General features: G+C 37.2%; 19 protein-coding genes and 1 pseudogene. 9 read left to right on the plus strand and 11 right to left on the minus strand.

Annotated features, from left to right (window positions below; all coding sequences use genetic code 11):
- The first annotated feature begins 12 nt into the window (after positions 1 to 12).
- The 3 genes from NQZ71_RS20450 to NQZ71_RS20460 are packed head-to-tail and all read left to right on the plus strand — an operon-like array spanning position 13 to position 2,495.
- Complete coding sequence (locus tag NQZ71_RS20450) at positions 13 to 1,275, plus strand: molybdopterin molybdotransferase MoeA (RefSeq protein ID WP_317012241.1); 1,263 nt, start codon at positions 13 to 15, stop codon at positions 1,273 to 1,275.
- Positions 1,272 to 1,751 carry a molybdopterin-guanine dinucleotide biosynthesis protein B gene (gene mobB / locus NQZ71_RS20455; RefSeq protein ID WP_317012242.1) on the plus strand — a complete coding sequence of 160 codons (480 nt, stop codon included), beginning with the start codon at positions 1,272 to 1,274 and terminating at the stop codon, positions 1,749 to 1,751. Before NQZ71_RS20450 ends, mobB begins: the two co-directional genes overlap by 4 nt.
- A gap of 27 nt (positions 1,752 to 1,778) precedes the next feature.
- Positions 1,779 to 2,495, plus strand: a complete 717-nt coding sequence (locus NQZ71_RS20460) for a YwiC-like family protein (protein ID WP_317012244.1) — start codon at positions 1,779 to 1,781, stop codon at positions 2,493 to 2,495.
- A gap of 142 nt (positions 2,496 to 2,637) precedes the next feature.
- Here the strand turns inward: NQZ71_RS20460 and NQZ71_RS20465 are convergent, their stop codons facing one another.
- Positions 2,638 to 3,219: a molybdenum cofactor guanylyltransferase gene (locus NQZ71_RS20465; RefSeq protein WP_186303996.1), complete on the minus strand. Its 582-nt coding sequence runs from the start codon at positions 3,217 to 3,219 to the stop codon at positions 2,638 to 2,640.
- 159 nt (positions 3,220 to 3,378) lie between these two features.
- On the minus strand, positions 3,379 to 4,572 hold the full coding sequence (locus NQZ71_RS20470; protein ID WP_144454532.1) for a hypothetical protein: 1,194 nt from the start codon (positions 4,570 to 4,572) through the stop codon (positions 3,379 to 3,381).
- Between the two features lie 372 nt (positions 4,573 to 4,944).
- On the opposite strand from NQZ71_RS20470, the gene NQZ71_RS20475 reads away from it, so the two are divergent.
- The gene (locus NQZ71_RS20475; RefSeq protein WP_375545232.1) at positions 4,945 to 5,430 is read left to right on the plus strand and encodes a chromate efflux transcriptional regulator ChrS; all 486 of its coding nucleotides are present in this window, start codon (positions 4,945 to 4,947) and stop codon (positions 5,428 to 5,430) included.
- Positions 5,431 to 5,833: 403 nt separating this feature from the next.
- Entirely contained in the window at positions 5,834 to 7,285 is a 1,452-nt protein-coding gene (locus tag NQZ71_RS20480; RefSeq protein ID WP_144454531.1) for a L,D-transpeptidase, read from the plus strand.
- A 987-nt stretch (positions 7,286 to 8,272) separates the two neighbouring features.
- Here NQZ71_RS20480 and NQZ71_RS20485 read toward each other — a convergent pair.
- Positions 8,273 to 9,124: a MurR/RpiR family transcriptional regulator gene (locus NQZ71_RS20485; protein WP_144454530.1), complete on the minus strand. Its 852-nt coding sequence runs from the start codon at positions 9,122 to 9,124 to the stop codon at positions 8,273 to 8,275.
- A gap of 165 nt (positions 9,125 to 9,289) precedes the next feature.
- On the opposite strand from NQZ71_RS20485, the gene NQZ71_RS20490 reads away from it, so the two are divergent.
- Positions 9,290 to 10,306, plus strand: a complete 1,017-nt coding sequence (locus NQZ71_RS20490; RefSeq protein WP_317012247.1) for a Gfo/Idh/MocA family oxidoreductase — start codon at positions 9,290 to 9,292, stop codon at positions 10,304 to 10,306.
- Between the two features lie 44 nt (positions 10,307 to 10,350).
- Here NQZ71_RS20490 and NQZ71_RS20495 read toward each other — a convergent pair whose 3' ends face one another.
- On the minus strand, positions 10,351 to 11,187 hold the full coding sequence (locus tag NQZ71_RS20495; RefSeq protein ID WP_317012248.1) for a Cof-type HAD-IIB family hydrolase: 837 nt from the start codon (positions 11,185 to 11,187) through the stop codon (positions 10,351 to 10,353).
- Between the two features lie 253 nt (positions 11,188 to 11,440).
- Here NQZ71_RS20495 and xerS point away from each other — a divergent pair, with 253 nt between their 5' ends.
- The gene (gene xerS / locus NQZ71_RS20500; RefSeq protein ID WP_144454527.1) at positions 11,441 to 12,559 is read left to right on the plus strand and encodes a tyrosine recombinase XerS; all 1,119 of its coding nucleotides are present in this window, start codon (positions 11,441 to 11,443) and stop codon (positions 12,557 to 12,559) included.
- Positions 12,560 to 12,671: 112 nt separating this feature from the next.
- Here the strand turns inward: xerS and NQZ71_RS20505 are convergent, their stop codons facing one another.
- Positions 12,672 to 13,937 carry a LysM peptidoglycan-binding domain-containing protein gene (locus NQZ71_RS20505; RefSeq protein ID WP_317012250.1) on the minus strand — a complete coding sequence of 422 codons (1,266 nt, stop codon included), beginning with the start codon at positions 13,935 to 13,937 and terminating at the stop codon, positions 12,672 to 12,674.
- Between the two features lie 91 nt (positions 13,938 to 14,028).
- A complete protein-coding gene (locus NQZ71_RS20510; protein WP_260054670.1) occupies positions 14,029 to 14,739 on the minus strand; it encodes a GntR family transcriptional regulator in 711 nt (236 codons plus the stop codon).
- A gap of 161 nt (positions 14,740 to 14,900) precedes the next feature.
- On the opposite strand from NQZ71_RS20510, the gene NQZ71_RS20515 reads away from it, so the two are divergent.
- Positions 14,901 to 16,802 (plus strand): beta-glucoside-specific PTS transporter subunit IIABC, encoded by a 1,902-nt coding sequence (locus NQZ71_RS20515; RefSeq protein ID WP_275007076.1) that lies wholly within the window; start codon positions 14,901 to 14,903, stop codon positions 16,800 to 16,802.
- A 14-nt stretch (positions 16,803 to 16,816) separates the two neighbouring features.
- Positions 16,817 to 18,256: a 6-phospho-beta-glucosidase BglA gene (gene bglA, locus NQZ71_RS20520; RefSeq protein ID WP_144454523.1), complete on the plus strand. Its 1,440-nt coding sequence runs from the start codon at positions 16,817 to 16,819 to the stop codon at positions 18,254 to 18,256.
- 208 nt (positions 18,257 to 18,464) lie between these two features.
- Here bglA and phoU read toward each other — a convergent pair whose 3' ends face one another.
- From phoU to pstC, 5 genes and pseudogenes are all read right to left on the minus strand, one after another.
- Positions 18,465 to 19,124 (minus strand): phosphate signaling complex protein PhoU, encoded by a 660-nt coding sequence (gene phoU, locus NQZ71_RS20525; RefSeq protein WP_144454522.1) that lies wholly within the window; start codon positions 19,122 to 19,124, stop codon positions 18,465 to 18,467.
- Positions 19,125 to 19,141: 17 nt separating this feature from the next.
- Positions 19,142 to 19,897 (minus strand): phosphate ABC transporter ATP-binding protein PstB, encoded by a 756-nt coding sequence (gene pstB, locus NQZ71_RS20530; RefSeq protein ID WP_317012495.1) that lies wholly within the window; start codon positions 19,895 to 19,897, stop codon positions 19,142 to 19,144.
- A 30-nt stretch (positions 19,898 to 19,927) separates the two neighbouring features.
- Positions 19,928 to 20,686 (minus strand): phosphate ABC transporter ATP-binding protein PstB, encoded by a 759-nt coding sequence (pstB, locus tag NQZ71_RS20535; RefSeq protein ID WP_317012251.1) that lies wholly within the window; start codon positions 20,684 to 20,686, stop codon positions 19,928 to 19,930.
- Between the two features lie 16 nt (positions 20,687 to 20,702).
- Positions 20,703 to 21,590 (minus strand): phosphate ABC transporter permease PstA, encoded by an 888-nt coding sequence (pstA, locus tag NQZ71_RS20540; RefSeq protein ID WP_144454520.1) that lies wholly within the window; start codon positions 21,588 to 21,590, stop codon positions 20,703 to 20,705.
- Positions 21,590 to 22,481: pseudogene (pstC, locus tag NQZ71_RS20545) on the minus strand (phosphate ABC transporter permease subunit PstC). The gene pstA and the pseudogene pstC overlap by 1 nt, the downstream one beginning before the upstream one ends.
- Positions 22,482 to 22,534: the final 53 nt, after the last annotated feature.

Raw genomic sequence — 22,534 nt, forward strand, 5'->3', positions numbered from 1 at the left:
GGATGATGTTAAATGAAGCTAACTCGAAAACCGCTACAAGTTAACAGCGTAATAGAGAAATTATGGGAATACCGCCAACCTGGTAAAACAGAGCTTGTGTCCATTGAAAATACTACAGGACGCTTCCTTGGTGAAGCTATCATCGCAAAATCGGATGTACCAGCATTCGATAAATCACCGTATGATGGCTTTGCCATACGAGCCGAAGATACGATTCAAGCATCACAAGAGCATAGCATCGAGTTGGAAGTTATTGATCAAATAGGTGCAGGTACAATAACACAAAAAAAGGTTCAGCAATTTCAAGCGATACGTATCATGACAGGTACGCAAATTCCGTTTGGCTGTGATGCAGTGATTATGATAGAGCTAGTTAAAGAGATAAGCAGAGACGGAAAGAGCTTTATACAGATTAAAAGAAGCATGAAAACAGGAGAAAATATTTCTTTTCAAGGTGAGGATATAAAGGCTGAAACTTTGTTAGTTAAAAAAGGAACAAAGATGAATCCTGGTATCCAATCATTGTTAGCCACATTTGGATACCACCAGGTGGCAGTCATGCAAAAACCCAAAATCGGTGTACTTGCTACAGGTGACGAGCTATTGGATGTAAATGAACCACTAGCTCCAGGTAGGATTCGCGATAGTAATAGCTATATGGTAATGGAACAAATCAAACGAAGCGGCGCTGAAGCCATCTACTATGGCAGGATTGCTGACAGCTTTGCAGCTACATATGCTGCCATAAACAAAGCAATAAGTGAAGTGGATATGCTCATAACAATCGGTGGAGTTTCGGTTGGTGACTTTGATTATATGCCAGAGGTCTACGAAGCACTTGGAGCAGAAATTCTTTGCAATAAAATGGCGATGCGGCCAGGAAGTGTCACAACAATAGCAAATTATGCGGGCAAACTATTATATGGATTGTCTGGTAATCCATCCGCTTGTTATGTTGGCTTTGAGCTTTATACTCGGCCAATGATTCGTCATTTATTAGGAAGTGACAAACCATTTGCCAAAAAAGTAAAAGCCATTTTAGACACTGATTTTCCGAAAGTAAATCCTTTTACACGCTTTGTACGCAGCAAGCTTTATGCACACGAAACAAAAATTTATGTCTCACCAATTGGAATGGATAAGTCGAATATCATTTATTCATTAGCATTTGCCAACAGCTTACTGATCCTTCCAGGTGGTACAAGAGGCTATACAAAAGGGATGGAAGTGGAAGTTCTATTACTAGAGGATCAAGAAGGAAGTGAAGCATATTGATTCTTCAATTTGTCGGCTTTCAAAACAGTGGTAAAACAACAGCGATGGAGTGGACTATTAAAACTTTAAGTGAAAAAGGATTTAAAGTCATTGCGATCAAGCATCATGGTCATGGTGGTCCTCCAAATTCACTTGTGAAAGATTCCACAAAGTATCATGATGCAGGTGCGATTGCCAGTATAGTCGAAGGGGACGGTGTCCTTCATCTAGAGATGACACAACAACACTGGAATATAGAAAAGATGCAGTCACTGCTAGCCTTTTTGGATTATGATTTATTATTAATTGAAGGATATAAGCAGGAAGATTACCAAAAGGTTGTGTTTTCTTCATTAGGTGAAGACCGTGAGAAATGGAGATCTCTTGTCAATATTCAATTCACTATCCCATATTGTAAGAATCTAGAGGATAAACGGAAGCATGTGTGTAAGGTCATTGAATGGTTAGAAGGGGAATTGGTTAACAAGGAAAAATAACTTATCTTTTGGAGAGGAGGCTTTCGCATGGTTTTGCCAAGAGAGCATGGGACGTGGATGATGTTTTTTCTTCCCTATCTGTTGGGAATGGTTTTATCTGGAGCAAATTGGCTGCATCTCTTCTTTATGATAGGCTGGTTTTTCGTTTTTCTAACCTCCACACCATTATTAACGATTATTCGGAAACCACGCCATAAAAGGGAGATGCTGCCATGGGTATATAAGTATAGCGTTATCGCTATTATTTTTTTATTACCAATTCTATGGCTGAAGCCTATTCTCCTATGGGGCGGAGCAGTATTATCATTATTGCTTGTTGTTTCTATTTATTTTATAAAAAAAAGGCAAGAGCGAAGCTTATGGAATAATTTGAGCGGGATTCTTATCTTTTCATTTGGAGGAACTGCCGCCTATATAATTGGGCAAGGGTCACTAACGAAAGATGCCATTATGTTATTAATTATAACCACGCTATATTTTATGAGCAGTGCCTTTTACGTAAAATCATTAATCAGAGAGCGGAAAAACACAGCCTTTAAAAGAAAATCTCATATTTTTCATGGCCTATTATTACTTATGCCTTTTTTAATAAGCGTGCCATTGTTAGTGATAACATATGTACCGAGTGTGTGCAAAGACTTTTTAACTCCTCGAAAAAAAGCTATAAAGCCTATCATTATTGGAATTATTGAAATTATTAATGGGGTTGTATTTTTTATCATATGTTTATATGTACTAAAATAGGAAGAGAATCAGAAATGATTCTCTTTTTAGTTTGTAGACATACTTTTTGGAAATGCTTTTTTGATCACCTCGATAGGGTACTAAGAAGCCGTGAGAATCCTAAACGCAGCTATATGATTTTTTCTAAGAGAGACTTTTATGATTAAATAAACGTAGTATAATCCTCCTGAAAATTTATATTAATAAAATGCTGTTTGTCAAAGTCTTCTACAAACTTCACGTTTATTTGCTGCAAAAACCTTTGCATCGATAATTCCTTCTGGCTTAACGCCTGATAGATTTTCTTCTGGATTCTTTTGTTATAAACAGCAATGAGCGGCTGCTGTTTTTTGTTAATGACGGGTACTACTGCATCATACCCATCCTGGATGTGTGAGAGTAGCTTTTCGATTGTTTTAGTTGTAATGAATGGGCTATCTATAGGTAAAACAACGAACCATTCAGCGTTTTGTATAGCCATTACAGAATAAATGCCTGCTAGTGGACCGTATCCTTTAAACACATCAGCATCCTCGATTACAATTATATCTTTTAATGATTGAAAGCTGCTTTTAATTTCCGGGTGTGCAACAAGATAGTTAGAAGAGGTGAATGGATGCAATGCATCAATAGAGTATTGGTAAAAATACTTGCCTTCTCTACTAGCAAAGGCCTTTTGGCTGCCAAATCTTCTTGATTGCCCACCAGCTAAAATAATCCCTGTATATATATGATTTAATGGCACAGGATTCCCTCCTTTACTTTTGTATTTATATGGTTAATTACCTTCTATTATATAGATAACTAGACTTGAATAAAATGCTTATAAAGGTAAGTGGTGCTTGCTTTTTCCACAAAAAAAACACTTACCAAATTCAATGTGAACAAGGTAAGTGCTTTTGTATCATGATAATGTTTTAACGAGAATACTTGCAATAATAACAGATGCTACCGTAACTGTTGTGAAACCTCCGATTAACATTGGCGGAGATAATTCATTTAACAGGCGGTTTTCTTCTTCTTCTGTTCTACCGACACTGCGGCTTACTTCCTGACAAAGGATATAATCAGCTGGGAAGCCAAACATCGCAGTAAGGGCAAGTGACATTCCTTTGTATGGATGCCATTTCACTAATTTTGAAACGATATAGCCACCAACTAGAATGCCGATTTCACCAATAATGATAATCGTAACAACCTGTGGGATAAAGTGCAGGAATTGTGTAAGGCTTACTTTGCTCATGGAAGCTATTACGATAAAAATCGTTCCTAATACTGCGATACTTGAAGCCTTCGCTTTATCCATGATGTTTTCATTATAGAAGTTAACCTTAGTACCTAATACACCGATGAACAAACACCAGATTGTTCCGCTTATACCAGTTAGTTCACCAAGAACGGTACCAAGCGACGCACCAACAAATAATTTAAACAATAAAATATTCGCTGTATTGAACTCATATTTCTTTCTTTTCTTCGGTTCGCTGGCAACGGCCGCTCCATGGAGAGGCACCTCTGCAGCAGCAGCAATATAAGCACTTGAATCCGTTTGATCCCATTTATTACGAAGAATCAATGCATACTTACGAAGTAACATGGATGCTACTGGCAGACCAAATAATTTATGTACTGCTAAAACGAGTGCTGGTATTGCAACTAAATACTCAAAGCCAGACCCATTTAATGCCTCAGAAGTAACAATAAATGCAACGATTCCACCGACTAACGGGCCTGTACCAGCAACAGCTGTTTCATAGCCAAAGAGCATGGTGATGATAGGTAAGACGAATAATAAGGCAACGAGAGAACCACCTAAAGCGATAAGGACGGCACGATATTGTTTAGCCATTAAGGTAAGAGGTATCAGTGTACCTAAATGAACAACAAGTGGACCTGTCAGCAAAGTCCCCATAGCACTAAATGAAGATGTATCTACGATATCGGCAGGGAATATTCCTGTCCAAATAAAAATAAGAAATCCTAATATTGCAATAAGTAACATTGGTACACGTGCACGCGTTAAAATGGAAACAACTTCCCCAATAGCTATTAATGCAAGAACTAACATAGCTGCATAAACCGGTTCATTAATAGTCATGTAGATCCTCCTAATATACAATGAATAAAAATACAAGATTAAAAATTTTCAGACTAAAAAAAATATAAAAAAATTTCTCCTTTCTCTGCAGTAAATCTCGATGTTTTTAAAGTCAGATGTAAAAATGCAAAATTCTGACTTTTTTACAATGATGAATACTATGAATAATAATTAATATTTTTATTTATATCACATCTTGTTACGAAATGTAAGTGTTTGAGGATAATTTCTTTAATTATTTAACTAAATAAAAATAGTATTATTGCAAAATGAAATACATATTCTTTTTTATTTACTATTAAATATCAATATGGTTAAATACAGTCAACAATGCTTTTCTTATATTGATAGAAAGCATACGAAAGAGAGGTCATGATTAGGTTGTCGTCAAGTTATAGTGTCCCCAATTTAGTACTAGATGAAATTGATAAAACGATCCTTTCCATGCTGCATGAAAATAGTCGAGTTTCTTATACTGATATTGCAAAAGAAGTGGATTTGTCCAGAGTTGCAGTCCAAATGCGCATTAATAATTTAACAGAAAAAGGCGTCATTGAAAAATTCACAACTGTTATTAATCCGACAAAAATCGGTATTCATGTATCTGCGTTTTTTAATGTTGAGGTAGAACCTCAATATTTAGAGGAGGTAGCGGCAAAGCTTGCTGAAGAGCATTCTGTCACAAGCTTGTATCATATGACAGGGCCAAGTAAATTACATATGCACGGTATCTTTGAAGATAATCATGAAATGGAAAAGTTTATGACAGAAAAAATGTATCCACTTCGAGGCGTTGTAAGTGTAGATTGCCAAATCCTTATTAAAAGATATAAAAGCAGAATGGGTATGAAGCTGTAATGACAATGAAATAAAGGCGAAAGAATGTAGTTATTCTTTCAACAGAACTCAGTTGTCAAAGGACAGCTGTTTTTTGTATAGAAGGGGTCCTTATATAATAGGAAATAGGCTTAATTAAGCGACAAAATTGTCGATAAATAATAAGGATGATAAGACAATAACTCACATATTATAAGCCGTGATTTTGTTACAGGTAAAAAATTTCCTTTTTTTACGAAAAATCACGAGTTTATAATTGTAGGAGCCGAAGGAAAGCGTTACTATAAAAAGGTACAGAATATTATTAGAAAAGCCTTTAACAGACTATCCTCATCCACTGTTTTAAATGACTTGAAGGAACTGCTTAATTAGTTATTTGAATTGGTTTTAAAGAATTTGCTTAAAAAGGTACGGAGGGTACAATATGGAGAATGGAGCACGTAATCTTATTGCAGATGACGAGAATAAAAGAGGAAACAGGTTCAACAAGAAGGGTAATTCGAAGCTTATTATTGGAATTGCCGCTGCCATTGTAGTAATAGCAATTATTTTAGGAGGATTTTTCTATTATCAAAGCACTCATTTTAATTCTCAAATAAAAATCAACGGTATAAACATAGGCGGATTGACAGCTGACCAGGCATTAAAGAAATTAGGCTCAACTGAATACAAAAATGTCGTTTATATTGGAGAAGACAAAGTCTTTGATGGTGAGGATACGAAAATAGAATATACAGATGATGACTTACCAAATATCAAAAAATTGTTAAAAAGCCAGCGGACATGGCTGCCTTCTTCCAAAGCAAAGGAATTTGAGTTGGAGCCAAGCACAGATGCTTCATCATTCGCGGAAATAAAGCATCAGCTCCAAGATGAGCTGACAGACAGAAATAAAAGCTTAACACCACCAAAGGACGCACAAGCTGAGCTTAAAGATGGTAAAATTATCATTACAAAAAGTGAAGACGGCAAGCAATATGACATTGATGGACTTCTCAAGCAATATGAAAAACAGCAGTTTAAAAGTGAAATCCATTTGGAAGCTGCTTATATTACACCTATTAAAGAGGATAATCAAATTGTAAAACAAGAAGAGCAAAAACTACAAGAGCTTTTGGAACAAACAATTGATTACAAGGTACAGGATAAAACTTATGCTTTAAAAGGCAGTGATGTCATAAAAAATGCAACTATCACCAAGGATTTGAAAATTACTGTTGATCCAGGTGACATAGAAAATAAAGTAGCAGAAATAAATGACACTCAATCAACCTTAAATAAAAACTTTAGCTTTAAGACACATACAGGTTCAGTTATCCAAGTAAAAGGACAGGGATATGGATGGGCGCTAAATGAAGAACAAGAGGCTGCAAGTGTTCAAAAAGCCTTTGAAAATGGCGATAAATCCCTTTCTGCTTCTAATATTTACGGTAATGGCTGGACAAATGAAGGAATTGGTTATGAAACAACAGGCAACAACGGTATAGGCGATACGTATGCTGAAGTATCCCTTGCAGAACAAAAAGCATGGATTTACAAAAACGGGAAATTAGTAGTAACAACAGATGTTGTAACAGGAAGACATAACACAAATGAAGATACACATCCAGGTGTATGGTATATCCTTTATAAACGAACACCATACACACTTAAAGGAACATCTGTTGGTCATGGCGGTGCATATGAGGTAGAAGTTGACTATTGGGCACCATTTACAAACGATGGTCAAGGTTTCCACGATGCTAGCTGGAGAACAAACTGGGCAAGTGATGCCTATTTAACAGCAGGATCTGGTGGCTGTGTTAATACACCTGCAAACATAATGAAAAAAGTGTATGATAATCTTGACACATACGAACCCGTGATAGTTTATTAGTTTAAATGATGAGATTAGTAATTAGATAGAATGGTTGCTTTGTAAGCATATATTTAAGGCAGCCATTTAAAAAGACAATTAAGCAATCTTAATTGTCTTTTTTTATTACATCTGTTAAAAGCAATAAGTTCTTAATAACTATGAAAAGAGAGTAGAATAATCCTGCTCAATAGTATTATTCGTATAATACTCATTTTACGAATAGTTGTTTTAGATTAAATTATTTTTAGATTGAAGACAGCTTAGTTAACATAATAACGGGAATCACTAATATAAATGCACGTATCGCTGATTTTAAGCCAATTATATTCTGGAGCGATTTCCTAAAAATTAATGGCTAATATGCATAAAATTTTCATATGTCGTAATTTGCCTAGTATTAACATGCATGTATTTTGGTTAATAAGTTAAAGATTTTATCTTAAAATCTACAATAAATCATTTTTGTTAACAATAATCTTATGAAGGATTTATTATGGATCACCGTAATGAATGCTATTAAACAGGTTTGATCTATAAATAAAGTATAGAAATCAGAAATCAGTCACAATATCATTGAATAAATCTGTTTGAAAGCAGACTGCAATTGGTTCCCCTTCCCTTTTTTCCTGTTTGAATACGGATGCGTTTTAGCTGGAGTCATTGTCCGTAAAACCTTTAAATTAATCTGATTATCAAGATACCAAAGACCATTTTTCATTACACAAACCAACTTTACTATAATTAAATTATGTAAACTAGTATTCGTAAAAATTGTATTATACGAACAATTGTTCGGTTGTGTAAAAAAGGGCATTTTTTTGTTTGATAATAACATTTTCGTTTGCAAATCGAAATCAAATTTTGAATCTAACGTTGATTTTAAGCCTTTTTCCAGGTGTTTTGACATCATATCACAGCAGCTACCTCTCTGCCATAAATCAGGATACATTTAATAAGCGCTCCTACTCCAAGTAGAAACGCGAACAAAATGCGAACAGACGTAATTTAGTACAATTGCTGTAAAACCTCTGCCCTTTTTAATTGGTTCAATCGATTTTCTTGGTATTCCATTTGATACATTGCCGAAAAAAGGACATTTAATATGTAGTCAAATGCTATTTGCGAGGAATATGTAGCTATTTTTTCCACTTCCTTCGTTTCTAAGCGAGGCACTGTGATGATTACATCAGCTAGATTACCAAGCTCACTTTCTGGTATAGAAGTTAGTAGCAGGATTGGTACCTTATGTTTTTTTATTAATTGTGCTGCATGTAAATCATTTATAGACTTTGCATCATAACTAATGAATAAGGCACAGTCCTCTGGCATAAGGTTTGCTGCGTTTAATGCCCATTCTTCCCGCTCCTTTGCAAGGACAGCATACTTGTTAATCTTCCAAAGCCTATTTTGAAAGCCCTCCGCTCGAATATGCGAATCACCTGCAGCAAACAGAAAAATACGCTTGGCATGATATAAATGCTTTGTCATCTCCAGTAATGACTCTTCCTTTAACTGATGATATGTCTCTTTAATCGCTTGCTGCGACAAATACATAATATCCTCACTTATATTCATAAGAGACGAGTCACCTTCAAATGGAATATCTGGATTTATTTCTTTATTTAAATCAGCTCTTTGTTCAATCGACTTTAAAAGCAGGATCTTAAACTCCTTAAAGCCTTTGATTCCCAGCTTTTGCACAAACCGAATGATCGATGCATTAGAGGTGTATGTTTTCCGAGCTAACTCTTGAATTGATATTTTTTCCATTAATGCTGTATTTTCTAGTATAAAATCAGCAATTGTTTTCTCTGTTGTCGTAAAATTTGTTTTGCTTTCAATCTGTCTTAACAACAAGCTTAAACGCTCCTTTACACCTGAACTATTGTTCCGGAAATCTCTCGAAAAATAAAAGAAATCCAGAACCATTTTACCTAAATAAGCGTTTCCATGATAGATAATAGTATTCTTCCTCTCCTGCCCCTATAATATAACTATCAAGAGTATTAAGGAGTGAAGATAATGTTAACAATTGGCTATATTGGCAATGGAAAAAGTACAAACCGTTATCATTTACCATTCGTTTTACAGCGCGATAATATTAAAGTAAAAACAATTTACCGTAGAAATGCCTCACGTGATGCTTGGGAGAAACATCCTGGTGTTAATTATACTACGAATTTGGATGAAATAATGAAGGATGAAGAAATTCAGTTAGTTGTTGTCAATACTTCGGTTGAGTCTCATTATGAATATGCAAAAATGGCTTTAGATCATAATAAAAATGTTCTTGTAGAAAAGCCATTTATGCTGACAGCAAAAGAAGCGGAAGAAATTTATGCATATGCCAAAGAAAAAGGATTATTAGTGCAGTGTTATCAAAATCGCCGCTTCGATTCTGACTTTTTGACTGCTAAAAAGATTATGGAAAGTGGAAAATTAGGCGAGCTGCTTGAAGTAGAAATGCATTATGATTACTTCAGACCACAAACTCCAGAATCTACACACACATTTACGTACTATAATAGCTATTTATATGGACATGGCTGCCATACAATTGATCAAGTGATTTCGTATTTTGGCAAGCCAGATCATGTTCACTATGATGTTAGACAGCTGCTTGGCACTGGCCGTATGAATGATTATTTTGACTTAGATTTTTATTATGACAAGCTGAAGGTTTCCATTAAATCCAGCTTCTTCCGTTTAAAAGAGCGTCCAAGTTTCGTTCTTTACGGAAAAAAAGGTGTGTTTGTTAAACAAACGAAGGATCGCCAAGAGGAGCATTTAAAGCTGTTTTATATGCCTGACAATGAAGATTTCGGTATAGATTTACCAGAGCATTATGGCGTATTAACGTATTTAGACGAAGATGGCAACTATCATGAAGAAAAGGTTGTTTCCGAAGTCGGCGATTATGGCCGCGTCTATGATGGCATGTATCAGGCTATTATTAATGGAGCAGACAAAATTATTAAAGATGAGCAAACCCTTCTAGCAATGGAAATTCTTGAAAAAGGAATTAGCTATTGTAAATAAGCAGACAAAAAGACCTTCACAATGAATGTGTTGGTCTTTTTGTCTTATATAAGTCCGTATTTCTTAAAGCTATTATAAATCCCGTCTTCATCATGGCGATCTGTAATATCAGCTGCTGCTCTCTTCACTTCCTCATTAGCATTGCCCATGGCAATCCCATATTGAACAAATGAAAGCATTTCAATATCATTCAGCCCATCTCCAAATGCAAACGTATTTTCTTTGTTTATGTCTAAATGCTGAATGATCTTCTCAATTGCAGTTGCTTTATGTACCCCTAATAACGATATCTCCCCACTATTTTCACCGAAAAACGGTACTGTGCTTGGAATGACCGTAAACATTGTTGAAAATTGCTGGCTGATCTTCTCAATAGGATAATCAGATCCTAAAAAAGCTACCTTATTGATATCTTCTCTTACTATCTCATCTTCTTCTATTAAACTGTCATAAAAGGACTGCAGCCAATTCTGCAGCTCCTCTTTTGACTCTTGCTGTACTACTAGTAAAGAATCAATTATACCCCTTATTCGCTGCTTACAGCTTTTACTAGCAAATAATCCAGCATTGGATTCAAAAAAGAAGTCGATTTTCTGCTCATTAAAATAATCGATTAATGTATGCAGGTCCTCCTTCACGATTACATCATGTGAAAATACAGTTCCATCTAGCTCGATATAACCACCTGCTGCTCCAACAATTCCATCAAAACCAATATCTATTACTTCTGGAAACAAAATTGATTTAGATCTTCCTGTACATAAAAGAACTAAATGACCGTTTCTCCTAGCTGTTTGTATTGCTTGAATAGCTGAATAAGGAATTACCCCATTATCTGTTACAAGTGTTCCGTCTACATCCATAAAAATAATTTTTTGCATGTCCACACCCGCTTTAATTAAGTTTTTTAACAAAGCTTACTACTAAAAATTATATCATCTATTCACACAGAAAAATTATCCATTTGAAAAAGAAAAGATCTTACAAATAGTATGATATGTAGAGGATAAAGTGCTATAATAAAAATGTAAGTACATATGTTCCCTATTGAAATACACGAGAGGTCGGAAGCTCCCCCTCCCTATCTATAAATTCAAACGAAAAGATTTTGTTATCCTGATAAGAGGTGTGATAATGGCAATAACGAAACAACATGAAATGTATGAAAAGAGGCTCCAGGAATTGCTGAAGGAAATGCCTTATTATGTCGTTGAATATGTTGACGACAAATTGGATATTCGCTCCCCTCTCACTTTATTTAATTATGTTCGGGATTATAAGGAGTTTTTCTCATGGCTGCTCGCAGAGAATATCGTGGCATGTCCAAATATAAAGGAAATACCTGTTACTGCATTAGGAGAATTACCGCTTGCTGACGTACAAAATTATTTTAAGTTTGCGGCAAGGAAAAAATACAAAATAACAGAAAAAGACGATATTACGAAAAAAATCAGTCCGAAAACGATTAATAGGCAAAAGTCGGCATTACGTTCTTTGTTTAATTATCTCACTTTAGAAGCAGAGGTCGACGGCGGTGAACCGTATTTCCACCGTAATGTCATGAAAAAAATTCCGATAAAAAAAGTGTCCGAAACATTTAATGAACGAGCCAAGAAAATTACCGAAAAGATTTTTATTAATGACAATGATGTCGAGTTTTTGGACTATATTGAGAATCATTATGAAGAAACACTTACCACAACAGAGCTGCGCTACTATAAGCGTGATAAAGAACGGAATTACGCCATTCTTTCCTTATTTTTAGGAAGCGGAATACGTGTGAATGAATTGACCTCTCTGCGCTTGAAGGATGTTGATATTACAGCTGGTGAAATCAGTGTCATTCGTAAAGGTGGCAAAAAGGATACAGTCTCTGTCACTCCCTCTTCGCTAAAGGATGTCATTAAATATTTAGATGTAAGAGCAACGAAGTATAAGGCTGGCAGTGGTGAAAATGAGTATCTGTTTATTAAATTGTATAAAGGCAATCCAGAGCCGTTAACAAATAGAGCGGTTGAGGATATTGTCTATAAATATACAAAGTCGTTTGATAAGCGAATGTCGCCTCATAAATTGCGCCATACGTATGCTACGAACTTAGCAGAGCATACTGGCGGTGATATACCCCTTATCATGAATCAATTAGGCCATACTCAATCAGACATTTCCCTCCTTTATATTAATACATCAAGAGAAAAAGCGAAGATGGCTGCAGAATTACTGGATAAAAGGCGGCAAAATAAAGATGATTAACGAGAAGGCACTTCGCCTAAATATGGAGTGCCTTTTTCCTTTAGTTAAGAAGTAATCCCTTTTCTCAAATACACCATTAATGATAAATTACACTTTTATTAAAGGTAACACATCATTTAATAATCGTTATCTCTCTCCTTAAGTAAGCCCAATTTTGTGGTGCAGGTAAATTAATTTGCCAAAATGTTGTACCTGCTAATTGATTTCTATCTATCAATTTATACTTTTCCATAAAGCTTCTTATATCCTCAAACCAGACAATATGCTCCATCGTCCCAGTAAAGTATTGGTACCAGGGTGATTGTGCTACCGTATCATATTGGATTGTTACTCCTAATGAAATAGCATTATTTTGTGCTGCTAGAACAGACAAGCCTTTAGTAACATTTGTGGAAACTTCTTTGTCATAACCATATAAAGCCATCGCAATCAATAGCTTTTGTGGACTAACTAAACTTAGTGCATATGCCACGACCTGCTCGACAAATCCGATTGGCGAAACAGCATCCGGCGGACCGCCTGGATAACCGTAATCAAGTGTCATGACTGCCATTAGATCGGCTGTATTACCTATAAAGGCATAATCATACCCGCCAACAATTCTATTTGTCGGCAGGTCAGCTGTTTTAGCATGCACATTAACTTGTAAAATCAATGTGCCTAACTGCTGTTTTAATGCCAGTATAAACGAATTAAATTCCTGCCGTCGTGCTGGCGGGACAAACTCTAAATCGAGACTGACTCCACCAAAACCACGAGTTGCTGCTAAATTAACAATACTTGCTACTAAGTTTTGCCGGTATGTGGCATTTTCTAATACAGCACCAGCTAAGGCTGCATCAAAGCCTGCAGAGGTAAAATTTCTGATCATTAATAATGGAATGGTATTTAATTGCTTGCATCTTGTTATAAGTGCTGTATCATCTGCTTGGACATAGGCATATCCCTGTGCAGTGAAACTATAGTTTGCGATTGCGATATAGGTCAGCTCATTTGCAAGTGCATTAATAGTCGCAAGATCTGTAACCGTATTGGAAGGCAGGATAAATCCTATTGTGCTTATGGAAAGTTTCGTTGCGGAAGGGATATTAAGCACTTGATCTATTTTTAATGTAGATAAATTAACACCAGGATTTGCGACAGTTATCGAGGAAATGGATGTGTTAAAGCTTTGTGCTATATTCCAAAGCGAATCTCCGCTTTTTACTTTATAGGAACGAACTGGTAGCGTATCATCTGGAATGTAGAGAGCAAGCCCTGGGACAATAGAAGCAGGTGTTAGTAAGCCATTTGTGGTGATAATGGTATTAATATCTATACTATAGCTTGCAGAAATAGACCATAGATTCTCCCCGCTCTCCACAACGTGAACAGTCATTAAACATCACCCCCTAATTTATTTATATGGGGTAGTTTTAAGAATATACGGGTTTTATCATATGGTCTTCTTTCGGAATACACATAATAAATTACAGCAAATGACTGTTTCCTTGCAGAAAAAAATGAGATTGCTCGTAATTGTAGGTAACCTTAGAAAAATCAAATGGTTGGCCATTTGTTAAATGAAATATACTTTCTGTACACAGTTTAGGGTCCCCGCTTTGTAAACCAAGCAAGCTTGCCTCTTCTTCCTGCAGTTTGCCGACTTGAAGATACATATCAGAGAATCCTACCTTCAATCCTAAGCCTTCTGTAATGTAATGAAAAATTGATTCGGATATTATTTCTTTATTCAAATACGTGATAATGCCTTTATGATAATAAGATTCCTCCAAACATAATGTTTGGCCATTGATATATCGAACCCTCTTCACGTAATAAACCTCATCAGTCTCCTGCAGATTCAAGCTTTGTGCAGCCTCTTGTGTCGGTTTTCTGACATCAAAATCAATGATTTGTGATGTTATTTGATAATCCTCTAGATCTTTTTTAAAGCCTTGATTAGAAAGGAGACTTATATAGCCTTTTCTATGATGTCTTCTAACAAAAATTCCGCTTCCTCGCACTTGAAAGATAATGCCCTTTTTCTCAAGCAGCTCAAGCGATTTTGTAATTGTGCTCTTGCTGACCTCGTACTGGTTCATTAATGCTTCGATTACAGGTAGCTTATCTCCTTGCTGAAGCGAGTTTTCTTCAATGTATTTTTCGATTTCTGTTGCGATTTGCTGATACTTTAGCATAATAGATACCCTCTTATTTAGTCACTTAAACAGGATTATAGCATAAATAAGCGAAAAACTCATTTTCTATTATTCACGCATAAAATAATTTGTTGGTACTTGATAAATTATACCGATACAATTATAATTTAAGCGTATAAAGCATGAAGGAGGGGTACAATTTGGCAGGAAATGTTAGAGATTATCCGAAGCTGGCCAAGGATATTTTAGAAGCTGTTGGCGGTGAGGAGAACATTGTTGGAGCGACGCGCTGTGCCACAAGGCTGCGCTTAGTATTAAAGCGTTCTAATCCAAAAGCAAAAGAAGAAGTATCTGCTATGCCAGGTGTTGTGACAGTTGTCGAAAACAGCGGTCAATTCCAGGTTGTTATCGGTCAGCATGTTGGCGAGGTTTACGAGGAGTTTTCCAGTCTCATAAACTTAGATACAACAAACGACACAGCAGCTGAACATAAAGGGACGATCCTTAATCGGATTATCGCCACAATGTCCGCTGTGTTTGCACCATTTGTATACATATTAGCAGCAGCTGGTATACTGCAAGGTTTGTTAATTATCATAAGCTTATTGTTTGATAGCTTCGCAGAATCCGGTACTTATCAAGTTTTCAGCTTCATCTCTTGGGCACCATTCACATTTTTACCGATTTTCATTGCAATAACGGCTTCCAAGCATTTTAAGACAAACATGTACATCGCAGTAGCATGCTGTGCGGCATTGGTGAGTCCTACTTGGGCAGAAATGGCTGCGCAAATTTCTGAAGGTTCAAACATCAACTTTATCGGAATTGCGTTAACAGAAACAACTTATACATCTTCTGTATTGCCACCATTGTTTCTAGTGTGGATCTTATCTTACTTGGAGCGCTTCTTAAACAAGCGAATCAATGAAGTGATAAAGCCATTATTTGTTCCCTTTTTCAGTTTAGTAATTATGGTACCGTTAACAATCGTGCTTATTGGTCCTTTATCTACAATGGGTGCAAACGGGATTGCAAACGGCTATAACTTTTTAGCAGAAAATGCACCTATCGTGGCAGGAGCTATCATTGGCTCATTATGGCAGGTTATCGTTATATTCGGTGTCCATTGGGGCGTAACACCGATGGTTCTGGCTAACTTTGATTTGTATGGAAGAGATTCCTTCCAAGCGTATCAAACAATCGCTGTTATCGCACAGGTTGGTGCAGTACTTGGTGTTATTTTAAAGGCGAAAAGCCAGGAGACGAGAAAAGTCAGCATCTCTGCTGGTGTAACAGGGGTTTTCGGGATAACAGAGCCAGCTATTTATGGAGTCAACCTACGCTTTAAGAAGCCATTTATCTTTGGTTGTATTGGCGGCGGTATTGGAGCAATAACAGCGAGCTTCTTTAATCCATATTACTTTGCTTATGCAGGTTTACCAGGACCATTGACAATTGTGAATGGCATCAATTCAGAGTATCCATCATCTGTTTGGGGAATACTTATCGGTTCTGCGATAGCGATCATTCTACCTGTTGTATTAGTCCAAATCTTTGGATATGGTGAAAAGCAAGAAAGCACGAAGAAAACAGACAAGCAGCCTGAAGCTGCAGCAGGTGCGATGGAAATGGCAGCATCCTCTGAAAACGAAGTAACAATTGGTTCCCCGCTCAGTGGTAAAGTAGTGCCTCTGACTGCTGTGCCTGATGAAGTGTTCAGCTCAGGTGCAATGGGTCAAGGTATTGCGATTGAACCAACAGAAGCAAAAGTGTATGCTCCTTTTGAAGGAACAGTCGTAATGATTGCACCAACCAAGCATGCTATTGGATTAAAAGCAGAAAATGGTGTTGAACTATTGATTCATATTGGCTTGGATACGGTGACACTTGACGGCAGTCCATTCACTGTCAAAGTAAAGGATGGAGAAAAATTCAATAAAGGTGATTTATTAATTGAATTTGATAAAGACTATATCTTGGAAAAAGGCTTAAAAACGATTACACCTGTAATCATTACAAATTCCTTTGCTTATGAACAAATCATCAGTGAGGATTTGGAAAATTGTACATTTAATCAAAAATTGTTTACAGTAGTTAAATAAGGAGGAAGACAAACATGAGTAAATTACCGAAGGATTTTCTATGGGGCGGCGCACTTGCTGCACATCAATTTGAAGGCGGCTGGAATGCTGGTGGAAAAGGACCAAGTGTTGTCGATGTTATGACAGCAGGTGCACATGGCGTAGCACGAAAAATTACCGATACAATTGAGGAAAATGAGTTTTATCCAAACCATGAAGCAATTGATTTTTATCATCATTATAAAGAGGATATTGCCTTGTTCGCAGAAATGGGCTTAAAATGCTTACGAACATCTATTGGTTGGAGCAGAATCTTCCCGAACGGTGACGAGGAAACACCAAATGAAGCAGGCTTACAATTTTATGATGATGTGTTCGACGAGCTGTTAAAGCATGGAATCGAACCTGTTATTACCCTTTCTCACTTTGAAATGCCGCTTCATTTAGCAAGAGAACTTGGCGGATTCCGCAATCGTAAAGTAGTGGATTACTTTGTGACATTTGCAGAGGCTTGCTTTGACCGCTACAAAGACAAAGTGAAATACTGGATGACCTTCAATGAAATCAATAACCAAATGGATGTTGACAACCCGCTCTTCCTTTGGACAAACTCAGGTGTTACTGTTCAAGAAGGCGAAAATCCTAAAGAAGTAATGTACCAAACAGGACATCATGAGCTAATTGCAAGTGCCCTTGCTGTAGCTGCTGGTAAAAAAATTAATCCTGAATTCCAAATTGGCGCAATGGTATCACATGTACCTATTTATCCATTCTCTTGCAATCCAGAAGACATCATGCTTGCAGAAGAAGAAATGAGACAACGCTATTTCTTCCCTGATGTACATGTACGCGGCGCTTATCCGAAATACGCTTTAAAGGAATTTGAACGTGAAGGCTATAACATCAAATTTGAAGAAGGCGATGATGAAATCCTACGTAACGGAACTGTTGATTACCTAGGCTTCAGCTACTATATGTCAACAACCGTTAAAAGTGATGTAGTAAATGATAACAGTGGTGACATCGTAAACGGTGCATTGCGTAATGGCGTGGAAAATCCATATATTAAATCAAGTGACTGGGGCTGGTCTATTGATCCGACTGGCTTGCGCTACACATTAAATCGTTTTTACGATCGCTACCAAATCCCTCTTTTCATTGTAGAAAACGGTTTTGGTGCAATTGATACGATTAGTGAGGACGGCTCTATTCATGACCCGGAAAGAATTCAATATTTAAAATCACATATTGAAGCATTAGAAAAAGCAGTTGAGTATGATGGTGTAGATCTAATTGGTTATACTCCGTGGGGAATCATTGATATCGTTTCCTTCACAACAGGAGAAATGAAAAAACGCTATGGTATGATTTATGTGGACCGTGATAATGAAGGAAACGGCAGCATGAAGCGTTATAAAAAAGACTCTTTTGATTGGTATAAAAACGTTATTGAAACAAATGGTGAAGAGCTGTAAAAAGCAATTAGAAAAAGAACCTGAATTAATACTGTTCAGGTTCCTTTTCTGTTTACGCAGATTTAATAGAAATTACCCACTTCCGTCATACAATGGACATATTCTCATCCTACAATATACTTATATCACCGGGCATCCATCTCACACACCAAGCATGCATCGGAATAAAAAGAAAACAGGAGAGGCTATTATTCCCCTCCTGCTTTTATTATGCATTTAAATCATAGCGCTTCCCTGTCACTAAATAAATGACATGCTCTGCAATATTAGTGGAGTGATCTGCCACTCTTTCAATATAGCGGCACACAAAGGCTAGCTGTGTAATTTGGTTTGTGTTGTTAGGATTTTGCTGAAGATAGCCCATCAATTCCTTCACAAGCATGCCATACATTTCATCCACCTTATCGTCATCCTCAGCACATTTCCTTGCCAAAGCTACATCCTCCTGCAGAAAAGACTGCAAGGAATCGCTCAGCATTTTCAATGCCATATCCATCATTTTGGGAATATCCACTATTTCCTTAATAAGCTTTTCATTGCCAATATGTAAGGTTGACTTGGCGATGTTCACTGCATTGTCAGCAATCCGTTCCACCTCAGAGGAAATTTTTAATGCAACAATAATTTTGCGCAAGTCCCTTGCCACAGGGGCTTCCATTGCAATGAGTGAAATAGCTTTATCATTGATATCGTTCTCTAACTCATCTATAGCATTATCACGGTCTATAATACCTTTCGCCTGTTCAAGATCCTGGTTAATTAGCACTTGGATACTGTCTTGAATAGAGCTTTCCGTAAGACGAGCCATATCCATCAGCATATCCTTTAATTGGTTTAAGTTGCTGTCAAAATTTGATCTTATATTCATGAGTTAACTCACTCCTCTTATCCGAATCTTCCTGAAATATAGCCCTCTGTTCGGTCATCGGCAGGGTTGGAGAAGATCTTGGCTGTTTTGTCAAGCTCAATAAGCTCACCCATTAGAAAGAAGGCTGTTTTGTCTGAAACGCGTGATGCCTGCTGCATATTATGTGTGACAATAACAATCGTGTACTTTTGTTTAAGCTCAAGGATTAATTCCTCAATCTTTAAGGTGGAAATCGGGTCAAGGGCGGAAGTTGGTTCGTCCATCAACAGCACGTCTGGCTTTGTCGCTAACGCTCTTGCGATACATAGTCTTTGCTGCTGTCCGCCAGACAAGCCGAGTGCAGGCGCTGTAAGTCTATCCTTCACTTCCTCCCATAAAGCTACATCCTTTAGCGAGCTTTCCACAATCTTATTTAGTTCATCCTTTTTCTTCATGCCGTGGATTCTTGGACCATAAGCAATATTATCAAAAATCGATTGCGGAAAAGGATTTCCTTTTTGGAAGACCATTCCTACCTTCTTCCTTATTTCAACTAGGTCTAGTCTTTCCCTTAAAATATTTTGACCGTCAAAATTAATTTGTCCCGCCATTTTTACATTTGGCACATAGTTAATCATCAGGTTCAGCGTTTTAATAAAAGTCGATTTCCCACAACCAGAGGGACCAATAATGGCAGTAACCTCTTTTTCGTTAATTGGAAAGTTGATGTTCTTTAATGCATGGTGGTCCCCATACCATAAGTTAAGATCTACACAATCAAATATCGCCTTCATACCAGTATTTGTAGACAAATCTTTTCCTCCTCACCCAAACCGTCCAGAGATATACTCTTCCGTTTTCTGATTGGAAGGCGCTGTGAAAATCTTTTCTGTTACATCGTATTCAATGAGATCGCCAGAGAAAAAAAAGGCTGTTTTATCGGAAATACGAGAAGCCTGTGACATATTGTGAGTCACGATGATGATAGTATAATCATTCTTCAAATCCAGTATCAATTCCTCCACTTTTGCGTTAGAAATTGGATCTAATGCAGAAGAAGGCTCATCAAGCAGCATAACAGTCGGTTTCATCGCAATTGTTCTAGCAATACAAAGCCTTTGCTGCTGTCCGCCGGAAAGAGATAAAGCAGATTTGTGGAGACGGTCCTTCACTTCCTCCCAAAGTGCTGCTTTTGTTAAGCTTTCCTCGACAATTTGGTCAAGCTCTGCCTTCCTTCTTATTCTATTGTATTTTAAAGCGTGTGTAATATTATCATATATTGATTTTGGAAAGGGATTCGGCTTTTGAAAAACCATGCCAATTTCCTTGCGCAATGCTACCACATTAATATCGTCTGATAATAAATTAATGCCTTCATAGAGAATTTCTCCCTCCGCTCTTGCACCAGGTATAAGGTCATTCATACGATTAACAGTTCGCAAAAATGTTGATTTTCCGCAGCCAGACGGTCCAATAAGAGCTGTAATCGAGTTTTTTTCCATTTGCATGGAAATGCCATTAACTGCCCGCTTTTCCCCGTAAAAAAACTCCAAATTTTTTACATCTAAAATAGTTGTTGTCAACGTATTCACCAGCCTTCTATTTCGTTGCCGTGATTTTTTTATGAATAAGTGTGCCAATCCATCTTGCTAGCAGATTAAAAATTAGGACCGCTAAAATTAATACAGCAGAAGCACCATTGGAAACCTGCTCTATATCAGGAATTAATCCTTGTGTATTAACAGACCAGATATGAACAGCAAGCGTTTCGGCAGGTCGGAAAATATTTAATGGTGATCTGTCAGAAAACGGGTTCCAATCAAGATAATTCAATCGTGGAGTAGACAGTCCTGCTGTAAATAACAGTGCTGCTGCTTCTCCAAAAACACGACCTGATGCTAATATTGCCCCTGTTAATATGGATGGAAAAGCACTTGGCAGGATTACTGTTTTAATGGTATGCCAATGAGTAATTCCTAAAGCAAGACTTCCTTCCTTCAGTTCTCTTGGAACCGTTCTAATTGCATCCTCACTAACCCTAACTAGTACAGGTAGGTTAAATACAGTTAAGGCTAACGCTCCACCTAAAATCGTATAGCCCCAGCCAGTTAAATTAACAAACATTAATAGCCCGAACATCCCAATAACAATCGATGGTAAGGAGGATAATACTTCAATACAGGAGCGAATAATGTCTGTCACTTTTCCTGGTCGTGCATATTCGGCCATAAAAATCCCGCCTCCAATACCAAGCGGAAGGGAAATAATCATCGTAATAACAAGAATATATAAGGAATTAAATAACTGATCTCGTACCCCGCCGCCTGCACGAACATTGCTTGAAGGGGATGTTAAGAAATCAAATGAAACGTACCGTAACCCATTAATAAGAATATATGCAAAAAGACCAACGAGAATGGATACAATCACAGCGGCAATGACTACCAATACGACAGTAGCAATACGGTCTGCTGTTTTACTGTTCATTACATTTTCCTCCTTGACGATACATAGCGAATGAGGATGATAAAGATGAATGACATAATAAGGAGAATTAATCCCATAGACCAAAGCGTATTATTTTCCACACTGCCATATGTTGTATGGCCCATATTCAAGGTGATGATTGTTGTTAATGTTGCGGCAGCATCAAGCAGGCTTGACGGTATCACCTTCACATTTCCGATAACCATTTGCACGGCTAACGCTTCTCCAAAAGCTCTTGCCATACCAAGAATGACTGCTGTTAACAGTGTTGGCAATGCTGCAGGGATAAGGACCTTGCGAATGGTCTGCCATCTTGTTGCACCTAATGCATACGAGCCTTCACGGAGATTCTTTGGTAATGAGCTCATCGCATCTGTCGCAATACTCGTAATGGTTGGCAATATCATAATGGACAGGACGACTGTTCCAGCAAGCAAGCTAAACCCAAGTCCGCCAATATGATCGCGAATAAATGGTACAAGTACGGTTAAGCCAATAAATCCATACACGACAGATGGAATACCAACAAGCAGCTCGATTACAGGCTGAATGACCTTTTTTCCCCAGGAAGGAGCTATTTCTGTCATAAAGATCGCTGCACCAATTCCAAGTGGGGCTGATACAAGTGCAGACAAAAACGTTACGGCAAAGGAACCAAAAATAAATGGCAGTACACCAAACTTTGGATTTGCTTTATCGGTCGGATTCCAATCCGTGCTTGTCAAAAATTCAGTTAAACTAATTCCGTTTTTAATAAATGATTGTAGTCCTTTCACACCTAGAAATATCGTAATGGAAATAGTGACGGCAATCATGATAATGGCACATAATGTTACCAATATTTTTCCACGAAACTCATTCCCAAGACCGGTTTTCCCTGATTTTAATAATCTTTGTTTTGCAGGAATCGTTTTTTCTTCCATGCCGAAAATCACCCCTTTACG

The sequence above is a fragment of the Niallia taxi genome (genome assembly GCF_032818155.1).
Taxonomy (GTDB): domain Bacteria; phylum Bacillota; class Bacilli; order Bacillales; family Cytobacillaceae; genus Niallia; species Niallia taxi_A.

Coding starts and splice junctions, on each gene's coding strand:
- NQZ71_RS20475 (WP_375545232.1), top strand. CDS start 4,945: ATGATTAGGTTGTCGTCAAGTTATAGTGTCCCCAATTTAGTACTAGAT.
- xerS (WP_144454527.1), top strand. CDS start 11,441: ATGGCAATAACGAAACAACATGAAATGTATGAAAAGAGGCTCCAGGAA.
- pstB (WP_317012495.1), bottom strand. CDS start 19,897: ATGAAGGCGATATTTGATTGTGTAGATCTTAACTTATGGTATGGGGAC.
- phoU (WP_144454522.1), bottom strand. CDS start 19,124: ATGAATATAAGATCAAATTTTGACAGCAACTTAAACCAATTAAAGGAT.
- pstA (WP_144454520.1), bottom strand. CDS start 21,590: ATGAACAGTAAAACAGCAGACCGTATTGCTACTGTCGTATTGGTAGTC.
- NQZ71_RS20480 (WP_144454531.1), top strand. CDS start 5,834: ATGGAGAATGGAGCACGTAATCTTATTGCAGATGACGAGAATAAAAGA.
- NQZ71_RS20470 (WP_144454532.1), bottom strand. CDS start 4,572: ATGACTATTAATGAACCGGTTTATGCAGCTATGTTAGTTCTTGCATTA.
- NQZ71_RS20495 (WP_317012248.1), bottom strand. CDS start 11,187: ATGCAAAAAATTATTTTTATGGATGTAGACGGAACACTTGTAACAGAT.
- NQZ71_RS20505 (WP_317012250.1), bottom strand. CDS start 13,937: ATGACTGTTCACGTTGTGGAGAGCGGGGAGAATCTATGGTCTATTTCT.
- bglA (WP_144454523.1), top strand. CDS start 16,817: ATGAGTAAATTACCGAAGGATTTTCTATGGGGCGGCGCACTTGCTGCA.
- NQZ71_RS20450 (WP_317012241.1), top strand. CDS start 13: ATGAAGCTAACTCGAAAACCGCTACAAGTTAACAGCGTAATAGAGAAA.
- NQZ71_RS20460 (WP_317012244.1), top strand. CDS start 1,779: ATGGTTTTGCCAAGAGAGCATGGGACGTGGATGATGTTTTTTCTTCCC.
- NQZ71_RS20510 (WP_260054670.1), bottom strand. CDS start 14,739: ATGCTAAAGTATCAGCAAATCGCAACAGAAATCGAAAAATACATTGAA.
- NQZ71_RS20490 (WP_317012247.1), top strand. CDS start 9,290: ATGTTAACAATTGGCTATATTGGCAATGGAAAAAGTACAAACCGTTAT.